The organism is Orrella dioscoreae, assembly GCF_900089455.2.
In the GTDB taxonomy this organism is placed as follows: Bacteria; Pseudomonadota; Gammaproteobacteria; order Burkholderiales; family Burkholderiaceae_B; genus Orrella; species Orrella dioscoreae.
Map to the genome: position 1 here is coordinate 2,795,777 of NZ_LT907988.1, position 21,550 is coordinate 2,817,326.

At 68.3% G+C, this 21,550-nt stretch carries 15 protein-coding genes; 9 read left to right on the forward strand and 6 right to left on the reverse strand.

What is annotated here, in order from left to right:
* Nucleotides 1–3 precede the first annotated feature (3 nt).
* The 3 genes from ODI_RS13085 to ODI_RS13095 are packed head-to-tail and all read right to left on the reverse strand — an operon-like array spanning nt 4 to nt 3,433.
* Nucleotides 4–954 (reverse strand): NAD-dependent epimerase/dehydratase family protein, encoded by a 951-nt coding sequence (locus ODI_RS13085; RefSeq protein ID WP_067758492.1) that lies wholly within the window; start codon nt 952–954, stop codon nt 4–6.
* A 27-nt stretch (nt 955–981) separates the two neighbouring features.
* Nucleotides 982–2,643: a GMC oxidoreductase gene (locus ODI_RS13090; RefSeq protein ID WP_067758490.1), complete on the reverse strand. Its 1,662-nt coding sequence runs from the start codon at nt 2,641–2,643 to the stop codon at nt 982–984.
* 10 nt (nt 2,644–2,653) lie between these two features.
* A complete protein-coding gene (locus ODI_RS13095) occupies nt 2,654–3,433 on the reverse strand; it encodes an SGNH/GDSL hydrolase family protein (protein ID WP_098020905.1) in 780 nt (259 codons plus the stop codon).
* A 225-nt stretch (nt 3,434–3,658) separates the two neighbouring features.
* Between ODI_RS13095 and asnB the strand changes: the two genes are divergently transcribed.
* The gene (asnB, locus tag ODI_RS13100; RefSeq protein WP_067758485.1) at nt 3,659–5,554 is read left to right on the forward strand and encodes an asparagine synthase (glutamine-hydrolyzing); all 1,896 of its coding nucleotides are present in this window, start codon (nt 3,659–3,661) and stop codon (nt 5,552–5,554) included.
* A gap of 29 nt (nt 5,555–5,583) precedes the next feature.
* On the opposite strand, the gene ODI_RS13105 is transcribed toward asnB, so the two are convergent.
* On the reverse strand, nt 5,584–6,687 hold the full coding sequence (locus ODI_RS13105) for an SLBB domain-containing protein (RefSeq protein WP_082985475.1): 1,104 nt from the start codon (nt 6,685–6,687) through the stop codon (nt 5,584–5,586).
* 133 nt (nt 6,688–6,820) lie between these two features.
* On the opposite strand from ODI_RS13105, the gene ODI_RS13110 reads away from it, so the two are divergent.
* Complete coding sequence (locus ODI_RS13110; RefSeq protein ID WP_067758908.1) at nt 6,821–7,609, forward strand: WecB/TagA/CpsF family glycosyltransferase; 789 nt, start codon at nt 6,821–6,823, stop codon at nt 7,607–7,609.
* Nucleotides 7,606–8,907 (forward strand): hypothetical protein, encoded by a 1,302-nt coding sequence (locus tag ODI_RS13115; RefSeq protein WP_098020906.1) that lies wholly within the window; start codon nt 7,606–7,608, stop codon nt 8,905–8,907. The genes ODI_RS13110 and ODI_RS13115 overlap by 4 nt, the downstream gene beginning before the upstream one ends.
* Before the next feature lie 226 nt (nt 8,908–9,133).
* Here the strand turns inward: ODI_RS13115 and ODI_RS13120 are convergent, their stop codons facing one another.
* Complete coding sequence (locus tag ODI_RS13120; RefSeq protein WP_231968052.1) at nt 9,134–10,555, reverse strand: undecaprenyl-phosphate glucose phosphotransferase; 1,422 nt, start codon at nt 10,553–10,555, stop codon at nt 9,134–9,136.
* Nucleotides 10,556–10,753: 198 nt separating this feature from the next.
* Nucleotides 10,754–12,187, reverse strand: coding sequence for a mannose-1-phosphate guanylyltransferase/mannose-6-phosphate isomerase (locus ODI_RS13125; RefSeq protein ID WP_197707097.1), 1,434 nt, complete (start codon nt 12,185–12,187; stop codon nt 10,754–10,756).
* 539 nt (nt 12,188–12,726) lie between these two features.
* Here ODI_RS13125 and bcsD point away from each other — a divergent pair.
* From bcsD to bcsB (ODI_RS13155), 6 genes are read left to right on the forward strand one after another with little or no spacing between them, the layout of a single operon-like run.
* Nucleotides 12,727–13,182, forward strand: a complete 456-nt coding sequence (gene bcsD, locus ODI_RS13130; RefSeq protein ID WP_067758473.1) for a cellulose biosynthesis protein BcsD — start codon at nt 12,727–12,729, stop codon at nt 13,180–13,182.
* A gap of 52 nt (nt 13,183–13,234) precedes the next feature.
* Nucleotides 13,235–13,837: a cellulose biosynthesis protein BcsP gene (gene bcsP, locus ODI_RS22465; RefSeq protein WP_197707098.1), complete on the forward strand. Its 603-nt coding sequence runs from the start codon at nt 13,235–13,237 to the stop codon at nt 13,835–13,837.
* Nucleotides 13,834–14,610, forward strand: coding sequence for a cellulose biosynthesis protein BcsQ (gene bcsQ / locus ODI_RS13140; RefSeq protein WP_067751069.1), 777 nt, complete (start codon nt 13,834–13,836; stop codon nt 14,608–14,610). The genes bcsP and bcsQ overlap by 4 nt, the downstream gene beginning before the upstream one ends.
* Nucleotides 14,607–16,859 carry a UDP-forming cellulose synthase catalytic subunit gene (gene bcsA / locus ODI_RS13145; protein ID WP_067751071.1) on the forward strand — a complete coding sequence of 751 codons (2,253 nt, stop codon included), beginning with the start codon at nt 14,607–14,609 and terminating at the stop codon, nt 16,857–16,859. The genes bcsQ and bcsA overlap by 4 nt, the downstream gene beginning before the upstream one ends.
* Before the next feature lie 20 nt (nt 16,860–16,879).
* Nucleotides 16,880–19,180: a cellulose biosynthesis cyclic di-GMP-binding regulatory protein BcsB gene (bcsB, locus tag ODI_RS13150; protein WP_231968053.1), complete on the forward strand. Its 2,301-nt coding sequence runs from the start codon at nt 16,880–16,882 to the stop codon at nt 19,178–19,180.
* Between the two features lie 14 nt (nt 19,181–19,194).
* Nucleotides 19,195–21,531: a cellulose biosynthesis cyclic di-GMP-binding regulatory protein BcsB gene (gene bcsB / locus ODI_RS13155; RefSeq protein WP_067751075.1), complete on the forward strand. Its 2,337-nt coding sequence runs from the start codon at nt 19,195–19,197 to the stop codon at nt 21,529–21,531.
* Nucleotides 21,532–21,550: the final 19 nt, after the last annotated feature.

The window sequence follows — 21,550 nt, forward strand, 5'->3', positions numbered from 1 at the left end:
CCATCATGGCCGGGCGCCGGCAGGCTGGGGCAGGCTGTCGCGCAGCCCTTCCTGCAGGGATCGCCACGGCAGCAGTCCCAGGTCGCGTTCCGCGGCGCGGCTGTCCAGACGGATGTCCTGCCCCCACAGACGGGCCAGCGACGGCGGGATGGGAGGCGGCAAGGCCATGCGCAGCTTCGCGCGGCGGGCCAGGATCTCCAGGATCTTGAGCGCGGGCGCGGCCAGGTGGGTTTCGATCTTCAGGCGGCGATTGCCGATGCGGGTGACAGGCACCGCGCCCAGTTCGCGCGCCACGGCAAGGAAGTAATCGTTCCAGTCCGGCGCGTCGCGCATGGCCAGGTTGTAGACCGCGTTGACGGTGCCGGGCAGGCGCAGGGCCGCCAGCGCGGCCTGCACGACGTCATCGACGTGAACCAGGTTGCTGCAGCCATCGCCGCGCTCGCCCAGGTCGCCGATGCGGCGCGCGCGCACCAGCGCGGCGATGCGGTCCGTCCATTGGGGACTGCCGGGGCCATAGATGCAGCCCGGCCGCAGCACGACCTTGTCGGCCGTCCGCGCCAGTTCCTGCTCGGCCTGGGCCTTGGCGGCGGAATAGCCGCCCACGCCGCCGGCGGGCGGGCAGGATTCATCGATGAGACCTTCGATGGCGCCATAGATGGCCATGGAGCTGAAATGCACCAGGCGCACCGGCACGCGTTGCAAGGCCAGGCGCAAGGCCTTCGCGTTCTCGACGATGGCGGCCGGCGAGCCCGCCATGCAGTTGACCACCGCGTCGGCCTGCGCGAACGCCTGGGCCAGCGCTTCGCTGTCCGTCGCGTCGACCACGATGTCGACGCCGGCGCCTGCCCTGCGGCCGGCAGCCACGGGCTGGGCCCACTCGCTGGCGGCCAGGGCGGCGGCCACGCGCCTGCCCACGTATCCTTGCGCGCCCAGCACCAGTACCTTGCTCGTCATGTCGGCTCCCATGTGTCGTTGTCGGCCCTAGGCTGGTCGCGCGGCCAGCCGGCCCTTCAGGTGGTCCGCCAGGCGCAACGCCATCGCCACGATGGTCAGCGTCGGATTCGCCTGGCTGGAGGTCGGGAACACCGCGGATCCCGCCAGATAGAGGTTGTCCGCCTCGTGCAGGCGGCAGTGCGCGTCCACCACGCTATCACGCGGATCGCTCCCCATCCGCGCCGTCCCGATGTGATGGCCGCCATAGGCGCCATAACGGGTCATTTCGTGCTCGACACTGTCCGGGTCGTAGTCGAATCGCGCGTGCCCCCACTTTTCCAGTTCCTGCGCGAATTCGGCCAGCGCCGCCTTGACCGTGTGGACGTCACGCCCGGTGTAGCGCCAGTCGACATGCAGGCGGCGCATGCCCAGGGCATCCAGGCCGTCGCCCAGCGTCACGCGGCTCTCGGCGTTCGGTTCCTGTTCGGCGTGGAAATCCAGGCTGTAGCGCGGCGCGCGCGGATGCACGATGACGGAAGGAAACTTGCGTGCCGCCAGCGTGCGGTGGCGCACCCAATGCGTCAGGAACTTCGCGATGCCACCCGCGTCGGCCACCACGTTGCGCACGTGCTGCAGCGTGGCGCCCGGTGTGAGCGACTCTTCGCCGTGCAGGCGCTTGCCGTATTCGTAGGGGATGAAGTATTTGGCCAGGTACAGCATCGACAGCGGTCCGGTGCGGTGTGCCGGATCGGTGATGCGCGGATGGTGCAGCCGCGCAATGAAATTGCCGACTTCAAGCCGCTGCTGGGCGGCCGCCGACAAGGCCAGGCGTCGCCGGCAGTAGACGCCGTCATCGGCGCGTTCATAGCCGTGCCAGACCCGCTCGGCGGCATCGATGCTCAGCGTCCCGATGGTGCCTGCCAGGTGGCACATGTAATAGCGGCCCAGCACGTCATGGGCATTACCCAGGCTCTGGCCGCCGGCGCCCGCGCTGTTGAGCAGCAGGCGCGTGGTTTCCAGCCCGCCCATGGCCAGGGTGTAGCAGCGCGCGGCTATCGTGATCTGCCGTCCATCCAGCGTGCGCGCCTGGGCGCCGACGATATGCGAACCCGTCTCGGACAAGGCCAGGTTGCAGACCGAGTAGCCCTGAAGCACGCGCACGGCGCTGTTTTCAAGGCGGCGGTGATAACGGTGGCCGAAATGGGTGGGGCAGCTGAAGCGTTCCAGCGTGTCGGTGGAAAAGCTCGTGCTGTCGAAACCGTCGAGCATCGGCCGCATGGGCCGGTCGAAGGCCTGTTCCGCGGTGTAGGCATAGGCCCCGGCTTCGCACAGGCGATTGGCTTGCGGGTAGTACGGCAGCAGGTCACCCAGCCCGATGGGCCAGCCGCTGTGCGCCATGTAGTCGCGCGGCTCGAAGTCGATGGCGTCGAAGGGCATGCAGCGCCCGCCCCAGATCGTGGTGGAGCCACCGAAACGGCGCTGCCGGTAGCGGTCCAGCGGGCTGTGCAGGCGCTCGTCGGCAACCGTGCCGGCATAGAGCGCCTGGATGCGGGGGTCGTCTTTTTCCCCCCCGCTTTCGATCAACAGGACGTCCAGGCCGGCATCGCGCAGGGCCAGCGCCATGGCGATGCCCGCGGCGCCCGCGCCGACGATGCAGAGATCGGCGGTGAGGGTGGCGCCGTGCGGAACGGAATCGGGCTTGAGGAACATGGCGCCGCTCCTAGCGCGGGCCAGCCGCGCCCGAGCCCGCCAGGCTGCGCTGCACGTAGTCGGCAAAATTGATGTAGCCGGCCATGGAGGGATGCACGCCGTCGGCGAACATGCCTTGCGCCAGCACGCGGAAATCGTTGGTGCCGCCGCTGGACCAGTTCAAATAATCCACCACGGTGACGTTGGGGTAGCGCACGGCCAGGTCTTCCACCAGCCAGCGGTTGAAGGCGTTGCCCACGGCGATGCGGTCATCGGTCATGCCCAGCCACGAACCGATGTTGTCGATGATGAGCGGGATGCGGCGGTCGGCGGCGGTCTGGGCGAAATAGCGGAAGTTGTCCTGCAGCACGGCCAGCGGCACGCCCAGCGCCAGGTCGTTGATGCCCACGTGCAGGAAGATGGTGCTGGGCTGCGTGCCGGCGGGCAGCGTGCGGGCCGGACGGCCATCGCCCACGTTCACGTCCTGCGCCAGGACGTCACGCAGCCAGCGCGCGCGCACCTGCGACGAGGTCTGCCCGCCCATGCCGTGATTGAAATGGAACACGCCATAGCGCACGGCCAGCTCATAGGACAGCTGGCCCGGTTCGGAAGGATGGTCGGCCTTGAACTGGCCGTTGAGGTTCAGGCGGCCCTTGCGTTGCGGCTCGCCTTCGGCGATGGAATCACCGACCACCACGGCATAGGACTTGCCCGGCGCATAGGCCGGCGCGCGCTGCGCGGCCAGGGCATGGGCGCCCGCCAGGAACAGGGCGCACCCAATAAGGAACGAACGGATCAGTGTGCTCGGCATGGACGGCATTCCTGGGGGGAGTTGGCGGCATGCCTGCCCGCGGCATCGGACCCGGGCAGGCCGCCCTGGTTCGGGACGGCGTGAAGACTGGCGCCGGGACTCGTCCGGAAACACGCCTGCGCATATTATGATGGTTTTGGATGACCTGGTGCGGACAGCAATCCGGCTGTTTTTGCGCGGCGCAAAAGCATGGCTGTCCAGCCCCCGATTGATAACGGAAAACCTATGTGCGGCATATTGGGAGGCTGGTGGCACCAGGCTCCGGGCAACCTGACCCAACGTCTCCAGGCGGGCGTCGATGCGCTGCGCCATCGCGGCCCCAACGACAGCGGCATCGAAACGTCCGAGCAATCCGGCGGCACGCTGGGCCTGGCCCACACGCGGCTGTCCATCCTGGACCTCAGCCCGGCTGGCCACCAGCCGCGCCGCTCGGCCGACGGCCGCTACTGGATGACCTTCAACGGCGAAATCTACAACTACCGCGAACTGCGGGTGGAACTGGCGCGCGAGGGCCACGTCTTCGAGAGCGACAGCGACACCGAGGTGCTGCTGTGCGCCTGGCAAAGCTGGGGCGAGGCCGCCCTGCCCCGCCTCACCGGCATGTTCGCCTTCGTGGTGTTCGACACGGTCGCCCAGACGCTGACCTGCGTGGTCGACCCCTTCGCCATCAAGCCCTTCTTCTGGCGCGCCGAAAACGGCAGCTTCAGCTTTGCCTCCGAGGCCCGCGCGCTGCAGGCCCTGGCCGATGGCCCGCCCCGCCTGAACTGGCAGACCGCCTACGATTACCTGGCCCACGGCGTCTACGACAGCAGCGCCTCGACGTTCACGCAAGGCGTGCATCGCCTGCCTGCCGGCCACCTGCTGCGCTGGAAGCTGGGCGCCACCACCCTGCCCACGGTGCATGTGTGGTGGCAGGCGCCCGTGGTGGCGCCGCGCCGCATCGGCTTCGCCGACGCCACCGCGCAGCTGCGCGAGATGTTCCTCGACAGCGTACGCCTGCACCTGCGCAGCGACGTGCCGCTGGGCGCGGCGCTGTCGGGCGGCATTGATTCCTCTGCCATCGTGTGCGCCATGCGCCACCTGGAGCCCGACCTGCCGCTGCACACCGTCAGCTTCATCGCCGAAGGCTCGCCGCAATCCGAGGCGCACTGGGTCGACCAGATCAACCAGCACGTCGGCGCCATCCCGCACAAGGTCGTCGTGCAGCCAGGCGAACTCGTCGCGCAACTGGACGACCTCATCCAGGCCCAGGGCGAGCCTTTCGGCAGCACCAGCATCTATGCGCAATACCGCGTCTTCAAGGCGGCCCGCGAAAACGGCCTGACCGTGATGCTCGAGGGCCAGGGCGCCGACGAAGTGCTGGCGGGCTACCAGGGCTATCCGGCCTTCCGCATGCAGAGCCTGATCGAAACCGGCCGCCTGCCGCAGGCCGTGTCCTTCATGCTGGCGTGGCGCCAGTGGCCGGGCCGCGACACGCGCCACCTGCTGCGCCACACGGCCTCGCTGTTCCTGAAGGACGACACCTATCACGCGCTGCGCACCCGCTACGGCCACACCGAATCCGAGCCCGCGTGGCTGGACGCCCGGCTGCTGGATGAAAACCAGGTGCGCCGCAGCTATCCCCGGCCGACCGCCATGGCGCCCGCGCCAGGCCGCCGCGTCATCCAGGAACTGGCCCGCGCGCTGGGCCAGAGCGGCCTGCCCGCGCTGCTGCGCCAGGGCGACCGCAACGCCATGCGCTTCTCCATCGAGAACCGCGTGCCCTTCCTGACGCTGGCGCTGGCCGAGTTCCTGCTGTCGCTGCCCGAGGACTACCTGATCTCGCGCGGCGGCGAGACCAAGCACATCCTGCGCGCAGCCTTGCGCGGCCTGGTTCCGGACGCGATCCTGGACCGCCGCGACAAGATCGGCCTGGTCACGCCGGAACACCAATGGTTGAAGGATTTCGCGCCGCAGGCGCGGGAATGGCTGGCGGACTCGCAGGACATCCCCTTCCTGGACACCCGCGCCCTGCTGGACGCGTTCGACGCCATCATCCAGGGCAAGCAGCCCTTCTCGTGGCAGGCCTGGCGCTGGATCAATTTCGTGCGCTGGTACCGCGTCAGCGGCATGCAGGCCTGATCGCCCGGCCACGCCGGCGAGCGTGCGGCCTAGAAGAAACGCTCGTCGACGAACACGACGTCGCCGGGCAGCACCGCATCGTCGAGCTTCACCTTGATCTTCACGATGCCGCCGTCCGGGCCCTTGCGGTTGATGCTGATACGGCCATCGGAGGCCCGCTGGGTCATGCCGCCGGCGATGGCGATGGCGCGCATGACGGTGAGCTCCGGCTCCACCGGAAACGACCCCGAGCGCGACACTTCCCCATGCACATAGAAGCGCGGCGCCTGCGCCAGGAAGACCACGTCGCCCGCCTGCAGGACCACGTTCTGGATCTCGCGGGCCGGCAACTGGCGGTTGCCCACGAAGAGCTCCACACGCTGCTGCGTGAAGGGATCGATGCCAGGACGGATCAGCACGGCGGTGTCGGATGCGCCTTCACGCACGCCGCCCGCCATCGCCAGCAGTTCCAGCAGGGTCAGGCGGCCTTCGATGGCATAGCGCCCGGGCCGGTTGACCTCGCCCAGGATGGAAGCCACGCGGCTGCGCACGCGCAGCACATCCACGGCCACCTTGGGATCCTGCAGATAACCGCCCTTGCGCAGGCCTTCCGCCACGCGGCGGCCGACCTCGGTGGGCGCCAGGCCGCTGACGTCCAGCTCGCCCAGGAAAGGCACGGTGATGCGGCCATCGGCATCGATGGTGAGCCGCGCATCGAGCTCGGGCTGGCCCAGCACGCTGACGGACAGCGTGTCGCCCGGCCCCACCACGGCCACGGCGCCCGAGGCCTCGACCACGGTCTCGACGGGCGCGACCAGCGGGCCGACGTCGCTCACGGACTCGGGCAAGGCGCGCGGCGCGGGCGCGGCGATGGCCGGGGACGCGGGCGCCGGCACGGGCTCGAAAACGGGTGCGGGCGCCGGCGTGGCAGCGGGCGCGGCAACGGGTGCGGGCGCGGTGCCACGCGGCATGGTGGTCGTATCGACGATCTCGGGTCCGCTGCGCAGGACGGGCTGCGGCGCCGTCGGCGCGGCCCGCGGCGTCACGCGAAACGGGTTCTCGGAGGGCAACGGGATCTGGGCCTGTGCCGCCATGCAGCATGCCAGCCCGAGCAGGCCCGCCGCCACGTTGCGCCATACCTTCGAGCTCGCCAAGATCGTTCTCCGCATGTGGGCACGCGGCCACACGCCGCGCAGTGCGCCATTATAGGTATAACTCCGGCACGATTTTCTACATACAATGCCGGCATGGGCATGCCGCGCCCGCCATAACCTCGACGACCTCCTGATGCCCGCGCCCCCTGCCCCGATCCGCCGGCTGTTCGGCCTGGATATCCTGGCCGTGACGTTCGATGAAGCCGTGACGCTGCTCAGCGAGGCCGCCGTTCGCCGCGATGGCGCCGCCAAGGTGGTCGTCACGCCCAACGTGGACCACGTGGTGCGCCTGGAGCGCCAACCCGAGTTCAAGCGCAACTACGCACAAGCCGACTTCCTGTTTGCCGACGGCATGCCCGTCATCTGGGCCAGCCGCCTGCTGGGCGAACCGCTGCCCGAGCGCGTTACCGGCGCCGATCTCTTCACCGCGCTGTGCCGCCAGGCCGTCGCCGGCAACTGGCGCGTGGCCCTGCTGGGCGGCATGCCCGGCGACGAAGCGCGGCTGCAAGCCCGTTTCGAGGAATACTACCCCGGCTTGCGCATCGATATCCGCTGCCCCTCCATGCGCTTCGATCCCCATGGCGAAGAAGGCCTGGCAGCGGCCGACTGGGTGCGCGAGCTGGACGCCGACGTCGTGTTCGTCTGCCTGGGCATGCCCAAGCAGGAGAACTGGTCGCTGCGCCACGCCCCCTCCTTCGGCGGCGGCATCGTGCTGTGCGTGGGCGCCGCCATGGAGTTCGCCATCGGCCTGCAAAGCCGGGCGCCCTTGTGGGTGCAGCGCAACGGCCTGGAATGGCTCTGGCGCCTGGCCAGCAATCCGCGCAGGCTCTGGCGCCGCTACCTGGTCGAAGACACCCGCTTCCTCGCGTTGTGCTGGCGCGAGTGGCGCACGCGCCGGCAGGGCCGGAGCCCTGGCGCATGACCTTGGCCTTCCGGCCGACCTGCCTTGCATTGGCGCTCCTGGCCGCCCTGGCGGCGGTTCCGGCGCAGGCCCAGAGTCCTACCTTCCCCGAAGGCATGGAACACATCTTCCGGCTGCGCAGCATGCCGCAGTACCACAGCAACCCCGCCCGCCTGCCCGACAACGACACGCGCCGCCAGGGCAGCCAGGTGCTGATCAACACGATCGGCGGCGCGGTGCGCATGCCACTGCTGTCCGAGCGCACCCGCCTGGAACTGGCGGGCAACATCGGCGACGCCCGCTACGACGGCAACCGCCAGCTGGACCATCAGCCCAAGCAGTTCTCGGCGGCCTTGCCGTGGCGCGCGGGCAAGCTCTTCGCGGGCCGCTTTTCGTATGGCTACAGCGACCGGCTGTACGAATACCTGAACCGCACCTGGCCCGACCGCGACATGCAGGCGCAGCAGCGCTGGCAGACGCAACTGGGCCTGCGCGTGACGGAAGACCTGACGCTGCCGCTGCTTTCCGTCCACCAGGGCCGTTCGCGCTACGAAACGGACCTGAACCGCACGCTGTACAACCGTGATGAAACCGGCTGGGAAGCCAGCGCCTATTACTCGGGCATGGATCGCAGCTTCGTCAACGCGGGCTTCCGGCAGTCGCGCGTGACCTACATCGATCGCACGGACTTCTGGCGCGCGCAGATCGACGATGCCTATCAGGACAACGAGATCTTCATCGATTCGCATTGGGACCTGACGATCAAGACCTCGGTGGAGACGCGCTTCGGCTACCTGCGCCGCAGCTACGAGAACCTGGGCGAACGCGACACGTCGCTGCTCACGATCGATACCCGCGCCTCGTACCAGTATTCCCCCAAGACCCGCTTCGAGGTCTACGCCTGGCGCCGCCCCTACAGCAACGACGACAGCCCCGACACCCTCTATTCGACCCAGACGGGCCTGCGCATGACCATGCGCTGGCAGGCCAGCGACCGCAGCGCGGCCTGGCTGAGCGTCGCCCGCGAGGTGCAGGCGGACACCCGCTTCTCGGGCGTGGACAGCCGCAGCACGGTGTGGCGCTACGGCACCCGCCTGGAGTGGAAGGCCACGGACAACGTGCGGATGGTGCTGGACGGCTACCGCACGCGCGAAGTCGGCGCCGATGCCGGCAACAGCTTCTCGCAGAACATCCTGCGGCTGGGCGTGGAGTTCAGCACCAGCCGCGGCAGCAGCCAGCCCGAGCGCATGCTCTTCACGTCGGAATGCGATTGGCGCTATGTGGAGTATCTGCTGTGCGACGCCATCCGGCCGGAGTGAACCGACGCGCGGCCGCCGGAAAAGCCATGGCATTCACTCGTCGCGCAGGCAGCCCAGGAATGCCGTCGTCAGGCTGGAGTCGGCTTGCTGCTGCGCGGCAAGGATGTACCGGAAAAACGCTTGCGACCCTCTCGAAGGCGATCACGGACGTCGCACGGGAACCGGCAACGATACATCGCGCATCGCATTGGCGCCGGTCCGTATCCGACGCCAATGCCGTCCCGCCTCAATACGCGTGACGGTCCCAGAAGACCAGCAGCACCGTGCGGAACAGGATCTTCACGTCCAGCCAGAATGACCAGTTCGCGATGTAGTAGCGGTCGTAGGACACGCGGCGCTGCATCTTGTCCGGCGTGTCGGTCTCACCGCGCAAGCCGTTGACCTGCGCCCAGCCGGTGATGCCCGGCTTGACCGTGTGCCGCAGCATGTAGCCGCGGATCTGCTTGCGATAGAACTCGTTGTGCTCGGCCGCGTGCGGGCGCGGCCCCACCAGGCTCATGGTGCCCTGGATCACGTTGAAAAGCTGCGGCAGCTCGTCGAGCGACGTCTTGCGCAGGATGCGGCCGATCTTGGTGACACGGTCATCGTTGACCTGCGCCTGCTTCAGCACGGCGCCCTCGGTGGGCTTGGGCTGCACGCGCATGGAGCGGAACTTGTAGACCGTGATCGGGCGGCCGCCCTCGCCGTAGCGCCGCTGGCGGAAGATGATCGGCCCGGGCGAATCAAGGCGTATGGCCAGCGCCGCGCCCAGCATGATGGGCGAGACCATGAGCAGCCCCAGCGTGCCCAGCGCTATGTCCATGCCGCGCTTGATGCTCTTGGACAGGCCAAGCATCTTGGTTTCGTGCAAGGCCAGCAGCGGCACGCCCGCGATGTCGGCGCCGCTGACCGCGAACTCGTCGAGCAGCGGCGACTCGGGCATGAAATAGATGGACGCCGTCGAATCGTAGACGCGGTTCATCAGCTCCTGCGCCCGCGGGCTGGTCTGCTCGATGCCCAGGCCCACGAACAGGATGTCGATGCGGTCGCGCCCGACATGCCGCAGCGCCTGGTCGTAGGCGCCCAGATAGGTGGGCATGAAGGCATCGTCGTCATCGCTCACGACCGGCTCTTCGGCGTAATAGCCCAGCACGCGGATGCCCAGGATGGGCGAGCGGTTCAGGCGCAACGCCAGCTTCAGCGCCTCGGGCCCGAGCCCGATGAAAGCCGCGTGACGGCGGTTCGACGAGGAGTTGTTGATCAGGAAGATCGCGGAACGCGTGCAGGCCAGCACCAGCAGTTGCAGCGGCAGCGTCATGAGGGCCCATTCGCCCAGCACCACGCGCAGCCACTCGGTGTTCGTGCCGGTTTCGGGCAGGAAGAACAGCGCCGCCATGGCAAGGAACAGCACGCGCAGCCAGCGGATGACGCCCTGCCCCAGCATCCAGAGCGTATTACGCGCGCTGATGAGCAGGTTGAACGGGAAGAATGTCAGGAACGTGCCCAGCGCCAGCAGCAGCGGCACGGTCTGGGTGTACATCGGAACGCTGCTGATGCCGTGGCGCGACATCAGCATCGCGAAGATGCCCCCGGCAATCAATGCGGAGGCGCCGGCGCAGGCCAGCATGAACAGACTGTCGTTATGGCTAGGTTTTTCGTTCAGGTACATGGACGAGGTTCGACAGCAGCCCGCGGACGCTTCGAGCGCCCGAGACGGCACACGAATACAAGAAAACGTAACATCGGTAACAGCGAGTGTATCGCCGAAAGATGACGTTCAGGATGGTGCAAGCCTACCGGTGTGGCTTTCTCGCAGCAAGTATCGGGATGCAAACGGGGTTGCGGGCGCCCGCAACCCGCCTGGCCCTCAGCGGCCATAGGCGTCGTCGAAACGCACGATATCGTCCTCGCCCAGGTAGGAGCCCGACTGCACCTCGATGAGCTCCAGCGGAATCGCGCCCGGGTTTTCCAGGCGGTGCGTCACGCCCAGCGGAATGTAGGTGGACTGGTTCTCGGTCAGCAGGAAGCTCTCGTCTCCGCGGGTGACCTTGGCCGTGCCCTTGACGACGATCCAGTGCTCGGCACGGTGATGATGCATCTGCAGCGACAGGCGGGCACCCGGCTTGACGGTGATGCGCTTGACCTGGAAGCGGCTGCCCTCGTCGATGCCCTCGTACTGCCCCCAGGGCCGGAAGACCTGCCGGTGCGTCGATGCCTCGGGCCGCTCGGCCTTGCGCAGCCGCTCGACCAGCTTGCGGACATCCTGCACGCGGTCACGGGCAGCCACCAGCACGGCGTCGGAGGTCTCCACCACCACCAGGTTATCGACACCCAGGGCAGTGACCAGGCGCTTGCCGCCATAGACATACAGCCCGCGGCAATCCTCGGCCAGCACGTCGCCATGCAGCACGTTGCCCGCGTCGTCCTGCGGCGCGATCTGCCACAGCGCCGCCCAGGAACCGATGTCGCTCCAGCCTGCGTCCATCGGCACGACGACCGTGTCGCCGGCCCGCTCCATGACCGCGTAGTCGATGGAATCCGACGGGCTGGCCTTGAAGGCCTGGGCGTCGACCCGCAGGAAGTCGCCGTCGCGGCGCGTGGCGGCCATGGCCTGCCGGCAGGCCTGCAGGATGTCCGGCCGGTGGCGCTCCAGCTCTTCGAGGTAGCGGCTGGCGCGCATGAGGAACATGCCGCTGTTCCAGTAGTAGTCGCCGCTGGCCAGGTAGGCGGCGGCAGTCTCGGCGTCGGGCTTTTCCACGAAGGCCTGCACGTCGCGCACCACGCCCTCGCCTTCCTGCGCGGCGCGGATATAGCCGTAGCCGGTTTCTGCGTAGGTGGGCACGATGCCGAAGGTGGTCAGCCGCCCGGCGGTGGCCGGCGCGATGGCGGCCTGCACCGCCTGGCAGAAGGCCGCCTCGTCCGTCAAGGCATGGTCCGAGGGCAGCACCAGCAGCAGGGCATCGCCTTCCCGAGCCACCGCTTCCAGCGCGGCCAGCGCGATGGCGGGCGCCGTGTTGCGCGCGGCGGGCTCCAGCAGGATCGACGCGGTTTCCACCCCGACCAGGCGTAGTTGTTCCGCCACGACGTACCGGTACGCTTCGTTGGTGACGACCAGCGGGTCCGCGGGCGACAGGCCTGCCAGGCGCAGCCAGGTGGCCTGCAGCGGCGAACGCTCACCCAGGACCGGCAGGAACTGCTTGGGATAGGTTTCCCGGGACAAGGGCCAGAGACGGGTGCCGGCGCCGCCAGCAAGCAGGACAGGAAGCAGACGCAGTGAGGCGGGGGAAGACATCGCGATCATCCTTTTGTTCGGACTCGGTTCGACACGGACTGAAGGACCGCCTTGCAGCATGCGGCCGGGAATGCAGGCATGCTAACCCGCTCGATGTGCCGCCCTTACGGTTCGGGGCGGGCGAATATACCGGGAATTGGGGATTGCGCACGCAAACATGACGTGAATGGCGCGTAATTCACACAAAAATAGTTGATACAAGCTGAAAAATGTATAGAATCCAAATGTTGCTGTGACGCGTCCACTCCCCTTTCCCTCAAGGAAACCAGAGACGCGAGCAACGTTCAAGACGCAAGGTCATGCCTCAAGAATGCGACCAGAAAGTCGCAGCTCCGCCTTGCCATTTGGCACCACTTGCCATCATGACGGATTCCTTCGCGTTCGAGCGCTCTCTTGCCGCTCCGCTTCATGGCGTCGTCTTTCCCCCGCTGCACCCTCGCCCCAAGCGCGCTTCGCGTACCTGGGCCGTTCCGCCCTGCCCGCGCCGAATCTGACGGTCGGCTATCCCGCGTCATTTTCTTACGCCCCTCCGTTAAGCAAGGACCACCGTGGAAAACCCGCTCTTCGACTATTACCGCAATCGCCAGGCCCCGCTGCAGTGGCGTGGCGCCCTGGGCGCCCTGGCCCAGTCCCTGACGAACCATTTCTCGCCCGAGCAGTTGCGCACGCTGCTGCGCGAGGCCGGCCAGCATTTCGCCAGCCAGCACCCGGTACAGGCCGCCGAGACCGTGCAGTCGATGCAGGACGCGATGAACGGCGTCTGGACGACGCAGGACTGGGGCTGGGTCGACATCCATGACCTCGACAGCTTCCTGACGCTGACGCATTACGCCGCGCCGCTCGAATCCGCATTCGGCGCGCAGAACCTTGCCTGGAGCGCCGCCTTCCTGGAAGGCGTCTACGAGCAATGGTTCCGCCAACTGGGCGCGAGCGATGCCTTGCACGTGCGCCAGAGCGAGGAAAGCGATGTCCGCAAGGCCATCGTGCTGCGCCTGGGCCGTTGATTTGCCAGACTCGCCGGGCCAGCCCGGCGGGCACTCACTGAGGGAGAATGCCATGAGCACTTCCAGCGACATTTCGAATCTCTTCGGCAAGTTCGGGGGCCATCCCGAGCACTACCAGGAACTGGACAACGCCAACCGCGCCCAGGACTCGCGCGCGCGCTGGTCGCTGCTGTCGGCCGTCCCGGGCATCCCGGAAGCCACGCATGCCGGCGATGATCCCGACGCGCAGGTCTATGGCGATCCCTCTCCTCACGGCCAGAACGTCGAAGTGGTGCCGCCGCGTCCTCGCATGGCGCCCCTGCCCGAGCGCCACCCCGGCCACCCCGGCCCCCGCGCGCACCCGCCCGTGGCGCCGCTGACGGCGTCCGAGCCGCCCGCCGCCCCCGCCATCGCGCCGGCGGCGCCGGTCGTGCCCATGCACGCGGGTCCCACCCCGCCCGTGCCGGTTGCGCCCGTGACGCCCCCCGCTGCCCCGGCCACCGTTGCATCGCCGCACATCCCGGCCACGCCGCTTGCGGCCAACGTGGGCAGCCCGGCCGTGGCCGCCGGCAATGGCTTGCAAGCGACCTTCGACCGGCTCGCCGGCCTGGCGCCCGCCGCGGCGCCCGCGGCAAGTGCGCCTCCCTCCCTGTTCAAGCGGCTACTGAACCCGTGAAGATCATCACCATCGTTTCCGCCAAGGGCGGTGTCGGCAAAAGCACGGTCTGTGCCAACCTGAGCGTGGCCCTGCATCAAGCCGGCCTGGCCGTCCTGGCGCTGGACCTCGACCCGCAAAATGCGCTGCGCTTCCACATCGGCAGCAACCCCAATGCGCCCGAAGGCGTCGCGCGCGCCAGCCTGAACGGCCAGGACTGGCGCCACGTCTGGGCGCCCGGCCCCTCGGGCGTCTACCTGCTGCCCTACGGCGCGGTCAGCGAACCCGAGCGCGAAAGCTTCGAACAACAACTGAAGAACGACCCGCAATGGCTGCGCCGCAACCTGGCATCGCTCGGCCTGCCGCCCGACGCGGTCATCATCATCGACACCCCGCCCGGCCCCTCCACCTATCTGCGCCAGGCGCTCTCGGTGGCTCATCTGGCCGTCGTGGTCACGCTGCCCGACGCGGCCTCGTACGCCACGGTGTCCCAGATGGAAGAACTGATCCGCAACTATTGCTCGGGCCGGCCGGATTTCCACGGCCACTATTACGTGCTGAACCAGGTCGACCAGACGCGTGAACTGTCGCGCGACGTCACGCAGATCCTGCGCAACGCGCTGGGCGCGCGCCTCATCGGCCGCATCCACGCCGACCAGGCGGTGGCGCAGGCGCTGGCAAGCGGCACCCATGCACTGGCCTACGACCCGGGCTCGCAAAGCACGCAGGACTTCGTGGACTGCGCGCGCAACATCGCGGCCCGCCTCACCGCCATCCGGAACGTGTCGCCATGAGCCGCCAGGAAACCACGGGCAGGCAGAAGCCAGCCACGGGCTGGACCCTGCGCGCGGGCAACGCCCTGCTCAACCTGCGCATCTGGAATTCGCCCTGGGCGCACTGGGCGGCCCTGATCATGGCGGGCCTGCTGTTCCTGCTTCTGATCAGCGTGCCGCTCGAAGCCACCGAGCAGGCCATCTTCGCGCTGATCTGCTTCGTGGTGACCCTGCTGCTGTCGCGCGTGGCCGGACGACTGGCCACGCTGATGATGATCATGCTGTCGGTCGGCGTGTCGCTGCGCTACATGTACTGGCGCGTGACGTCGACGCTGGGCTTCGAGACGCCGCTGGACATGCTGTTCGGCTATGGACTGGTCATCGCCGAGTTCTATGCGCTGACCGTGCTGCTGCTCAGCTACTTCCAGAGCGCCTGGCCGCTGCGCCGCCGTCCGCTGCCCATGCCGGCCGACACCCGCAACTGGCCCACCGTCGACGTTTTCATTCCCACCTACAGCGAACCGCTGGAAGTCGTGCGCCAGACCGTGCTGGCCGCCATGTCGCTGGACTGGCCCGCCAACAAGGTGAAGGTCTACCTGCTGGACGACGGCCGCCGCCCGGAATTCCGTGAATTCTGCGAACGCGTGGGCGTGGGCTACATCACCCGCCCCGACAACAAGCACGCCAAGGCCGGCAACATCAACGCCGCGCTGAGCAAGACCGACGGCGAGTTCGTCGCCGTGTTCGACTGCGACCACGTGCCCACGCGCTCCTTCCTGCAGATCAGCATGGGCTGGTTCCTGAAGGACCCCAAGCTGTCGATGCTGCAGACGCCGCACGTGTTCTTCTCGCCCGATCCGTTCGAGAAGAACCTCGAGACCTTCCGCAACGTGCCCAACGAAGGGGAACTGTTCTACGGCCTGATCCAGGACGGCAACGATCTCTGGAACGCCACCTTCTTCTGCGGTTCCTGCGCCGTGATGCGCCGCTCGGCCATCGCGGAGATCGGCGGCATCGCCACCGAAAGCGTGACCGAGGATGCCCTGACGGCGTTGAAGATGAACCGTGCCGGCTACAACACGGCCTACCTGGCCGTGCCGCAGGCAGCCGGCCTGGCCACGGAGAACCTGTCGCGCCACATCGGCCAGCGCATCCGCTGGGCGCGAGGCATGGCCCAGATCATCCGCCTGAACAATCCGCTGCTCGGCCGCGGGCTGAAGCTGGGCCAGCGCCTGTGCTACCTGAGCGCCACGCTGCACTTCTTCCACGGCCTGCCGCGCGTGGTGTTCCTGACCGCGCCGCTTGCCTACCTGTTCTTCGGCGCGCACGTGTTCCAGGCATCGGCGCTGCTGATCGCGCTCTACGCCCTGCCCCACCTGGTGCACGCCAGCGTCACCAACTCGCGCATCCAGGGCAGGTTCAGGCATTCGTTCTGGAACGAGGTGTACGAGTCCGTGCTGGCCTGGTACATCATGCGTCCCGCCCTGCAGACCCTGATCCAGCCCCACCGCGCGCGTTTCAACGTGACGGCCAAGGGCGGCGTGATTCCCGAAGCGTATTTCGACTGGACGCTGGCGCGCCCCTACCTGGTGCTGCTGGTGTTGAACCTGCTGGGCATGACCGTGGGCGTGCTGATGCTGGTGCTGGCGCCGGGCGACACCGACCACACGCTGACCGTGGCCGTGAACCTGGCCTGGACGGCCTACAACATCGTCATCACCGCGGCCAGCGTGGCCGTGGCGGGCGAGGTTCGCCAACTGCGCAGCACGCCGCGCGTGTCGGCCGACCTGGCTGCCACCGTGCACCTGGCCAACGGCCGCACCCTGGCCTGCCGCACCACCGACTTCTCGCAGGGCGGCGTGGGCCTGACGCTGCCCGGCAACGCGCAGATTCCGCTTGGCGAAGCGCTGCACATCTCCCTGTATCGGGACGAAGAAGAAGGCGTCTTCCCCGGCCAGGTCACCTTCAGCAAGCCCGGCCACCTGGGCGTCGGCTTCCGTGACCTGTCGATCCAGCAGGAGCTGGACCTGGCCCGCGTGACGTTCGCGCGCGCGGACACCTGGGCCAATATGTGGGGGCAGAACACCCCCGATTCGCCGCTGATGGCGTTGCGCCACGTCTGCCGCATCGGCATGCGCGGCCTGTCGCTGATCACGCTGGAAACCTTCTCGGGCGCGCGCCGCGCCGTCCGGGGAGCCGCAACCCGCACCGCAAGCGCTGCCACGCGCACCGCCCGCGCCGCCACCCGCCTGGGGTCGGCAAAACGATGAACCAGGGATCAGGAAAAAAAGTGCAAGAACACTCGACCCGTCGGCTGCTGCCGTCCTTGCTGTCCAGCCTGCTCGCGCTGGGCCTTCACGCCGGCGTCGCCCACGCCGCGCCTGCTCCCACGGAAGCGTCAGCCGAATCGGCGCCCGCGGATCCCGCCCACGATCCGGCTGCCTTGACCGCCGAAGCGCCCGCGCCCCTGCCTGCCGGCGCCTATCAATACGAGATCTCGCTGCGCGAACTCGGCGCCCGCTTCCCCATCCGGCTGGCCGGCGTGGACAGCAGCAACACCGTGCGCTTCAGCACCCGCGCCGACGAGGAATTGCTGGGCGCGCGGCTGAAGATGGACTATGCCTATTCGCCGTCGCTGATCACCGAGCTGTCGCACCTGAAGGTGCTGGTCAACGACGAAGTCACCAGCACCCTGGCCCTGCCCAAGGAAGAGGCCGGCTCGCAGGTCAGCAAGGAAGTCGAGCTGCCGCCCAAGCTGGTGCGCGACTACAACCGCCTGAACCTGCAGTTGATCGCCCACTACACCATGGAGTGCGAGGATCCCCTGCACTCCAGCCTGTGGGCCAACGTCAGCAACGACACCAAGCTGGCGCTGACGGTCGCCCCCATCGAAATGCCCAACGACCTGGCGATCCTGCCGCGTCCGTTCTTCGACGCGCGCGACGTGCGCCGCCTGAAACTGCCCTTCGTCTTCGCCGCCACGCCTGACAACGCGACGCTGGAAGCCGCCGGCACGCTGTCGTCGTGGTTCGGCGCGCTGGCCGGATTCCGTGGCGCGCAGTTCAGCGCCCACGTGAACGCCATTCCCGCCCAGGGCAGCGCCATCGTGCTGCTGACCGGCGGCCAGCGCCTGGCCGGCGTGGACGCGGGCGACATCACGGGCCCGACCCTGCAGATGGTCGCCAATCCGAACGATCCCTACGGCAAGCTGCTGCTGGTGCGCGGCCGCAATGCCGAGGAACTGAAGACTGCCGCGGCCGCCGTCTCGCTGGGCACCCAGACCCTGACCGGCGAGCGCGCCACGATCACCAAGCTTGAGCCCCGCGCCGCGCGCCGTCCCTATGACGCGCCGAACTGGCTGCGTTCGGATCGCCCGGTGCGTTTCGGCGAGCTGGTGGCCACGCAGGACCTGAACGTCGCCGGCTACCGTCCCGACGTCGTCAACGTGGACCTGCGCCTGCCGCCCGACCTCTTCGCCTGGCGCGACAAGCACATCCCGATCAACCTGAAGTACCGCTACACGCCGCGTCCGGCCGCCGACCAGTCCACGCTGAACGTGCAGGTCGAAGGCCAGTTCCTGCGTTCGCTGCCGCTGCTGCCCGAGACCACCGGCGCCTATCGCCGCCTGCACGCGCCGCTGTCGGAAGCCGAAGAACTGATCATGATGCCGGTCTCGCTGGCCGGCGCCCACAGCACGCTGCAGTTCCTCTACTTCTACGACTACGTGAAGCAGGGCGAGTGCCGCGACGTCATCATCGACAACGTCCGTGGCGCGATCGAGCCGGATTCGACCATCGACATCTCGGGCTTCTCGCACTACCTCGCCATGCCCGACCTGTCGGCCTATGCACGCTCGGGCTTCCCCTTCACCCGCCTGGCCGACCTGGCCGAGACCGCTGTCGTCATGCCCGACGGCGCGGGCGAGCTGGACCTGGCCGCCTACCTGACGCTGATGGGCCGCCTGGGCGAGTCCACCGGCTATCCCGGCACCGCCGTGACGGTGACGCAGGCCGCCAATGTGCAGGCCGTCGCCGACAAGGACCTGCTGGTCATCGACTCGGGTAAGCAGCCGCTGACCAGGGAATGGCGCGAGCGCATGCCCGCCAACCTGGCCGGCGAAAGCCACGGCTTCTCCATCTCGGACCTGATGGCCCGCAGCTTCGGCTGGCTCAGCCCCGACCCGCGCGAGCGCGAGGTGAAGACGCGTGCCGAGATCGCCCAGCAGACCCGCGGCGCCAGCAACCTGCTGACCGGCTTCGAATCGCCGCTGAAGCGCGGACGCAGCGTGGTGGTGGTGTCGGCCAGCAACCCCGACGGCCTGGAAGCTGTCACCACCGCCTTGATGCAGGACCGCTACAGCGGCTCGCGCATCTCCGGCAGTGTGTCCCTGGTGCGCGACAACCAGGTCACCAGCCTGACCGGCGAGCACACCTACTACGTGGGAAGCCTGACGATCGTCGAATCGCTGTACTGGTTCTTCTCGCGTCATCCGGTGCTGCTGTTGCTGCTGGGCCTGGTCAGCGTGGTGCTGCTGGCGGTGGTCGTCTACTTCGCCCTGCGTGCGCGCGCCAAGCAGCGCCTGCAGGCCTGAGCGGAGGAGACGCCATGATCGTCAAGCCACACGCGCGCCCCGCCTCGCCGTTCACGCACACCGCGCTGTGCGCGCTGGTCGCCGCCCTGCTGGGGGCCGGCCTGGCCGCGCCGCTGGGCGCTGCCCCCGCGCCGCAGGCGCAGGCGGTCGCCACGCCGGCAGGTGCGAATGCGCCCGCCGATGCCGCGGCAGAACAGCCCGTTCCCGAGCCGACCTACGTCATCCCGCTCAAGGACATCGGCGCCACCACCACCATCAAGCTGCATGGCGTGGACGGCAGCCGTACCCTGCCCTTCAACATCCGCAGCGACGAGGTCGTGACCCACGCCCGCGTCAAGCTGCGCTACACCTATTCGCCCGCGCTGCTGCCCGACCTGTCCCAGCTGAACGTGCTGGTGAACGACGAGGTCGCGGGCACGATCGAGTTGCCGCGCGAAACCGCCGGCAGGCCCCAGCAGCACACGGTCGAGATTCCGCCCGAGCTCATCACCGACTTCAATCGCCTGCGCCTGCAGCTGATCGGCCACTACACGATGGAGTGCGAGGATCCGCTGCACTCCAGCCTGTGGACCACCGTCAGCAACCTGAGCACGCTGGAAATGACGGTCACGCCCATCGGCCTGGTGAACGACCTGGCGATCCTGCCGCGTCCGTTCTTCGACCGCCGCGACATGCATCCGCTGGAAGTGCCCATCGTCTTCGGCGCCACGCCTGACAACGGCACGCTGGAAGCCGCGGGTGTCGTGTCGTCCTGGCTGGGCGCGCTGGCGGGCTACCGCAAGGCGACCTTCCCGGCCAGCGTGGCGGACTTGCCGCAAAGCGGCCACGCCATCGTGCTGGCCATCGGCTCGGCCATGGCCGACACCCTGGGCTTGCCCGCGGCGTCCGGCCCCACCCTGACGGTGCTGCCCAACCCGAACGACCCGAACGGCAAGCTGCTGGTGCTGAGCGGCCGCGACGCCGGCGAAGTGAAGGTGGCCGCCACCGCGCTGGCCACCGCCAGCCAGACGCTGACCGGCCCCAGCGCCTCGGTCGGCAACCTGGCCGAGCAGGCGCCGCGCCAGCCCTACGACGCCCCCCGCTGGGTGCGCAGCGACCGCCCGACCACCTTCGGCGAGCTGATCGCGGCCCAGGAAGACCTGAACGTCACGGGCTACAACCCCGAGACGATCAACCTGGACCTGCGCGTGCCGCCCGACCTGTTCGGCTGGCACGCCAAGCCGGTGCCCGTGGACCTGAAGTACCGCTATACCCCGCAGCCCACCTCGGTGAACTCGTCGCTGCTCGTCAGCGTCAGCGACCAGTACCTCCAGTCCATGCCGCTGCTGCCCATCGAGCGGCTGGTCAACCCCGAGGTCTGGCAGTCGCGCGTGCAGGACGAGATGCTGCCGCTGCGCGCCGACGTCGACATCCCGCTGGACAAGGTGCTGGGCCGCTCGCAGCTGCAACTGCGCTACATGTACGACTACATCAAGCAGGGCGAGTGCCGCGACATCATCATCGACAACACGCGCGGCGCCATCGAGCCTGAGTCGACCATCGACATCTCGGCGTATCCGCACTTCATGGCGATGCCGGACCTGAGGGCCTTCGAGCAATTGGGCTTCCCCTTCACGCGCCTGGCCGACCTGGCCGAGACCGCCGTGGTGCTGCCCAACAATGCCGGGGCCGCGGAATACAGCGCCTACCTGGCGTTGATGGGCCATGTGGGTGAAGCCACGGGCTACCCGGCCACCCGGGTGACCGTGGCGCGCGCCGACCAGGTCGACAGCGTGTCGGACAAGGACCTGCTGGTGATCGCCAGCGGCGACCAGCCGCTGCTGAAGAACTGGGTGCAATCGCTGCCCGCCAGCGTCAGCGCCTCGGGCAAGCGTTTCAAGACCTCGGATGTGGTGTATCGCAGCCTGGGCTGGCGCAATCCGGACCCGCGCCTGAATGCCGCGCCCGCCAACGGCGAGATCGCCTACGCGTCGACCGGCGCCAGCGCCATCTATGCCGGCTTCGAGTCGCCCTTGCAGAGCGGCCGCAGCGTCGTGCTGGTGGCCGCCAGCGAGCCCGCGCAGCTGAACGTGGCGCTGGACGCGCTCTTTGGCGGCGAAGGCTACGAGCGACCCATCCAGGGCAGCCTGGCGGTGATCCGCGACAAGCAGGTCGACCCGCTGGTGGCCGAGCACAGCTATTACCTGGGCCAGCTGGACTTCCTGAAGAGGCTGTATTGGCAGGTCTCGCCCACGCTGGAGCGCTTCCCGCTGGCGGCCTTCCTCTTCAGCCTGTTGCTGCTCGTGGTGCTGGCCGGCCTGCTGGGCAGGGGCATCCGCCGGCTGGTGCGCGGCCGCGAGCCGCGCGGTTGAGCCCGGCATGCTCCGCCAC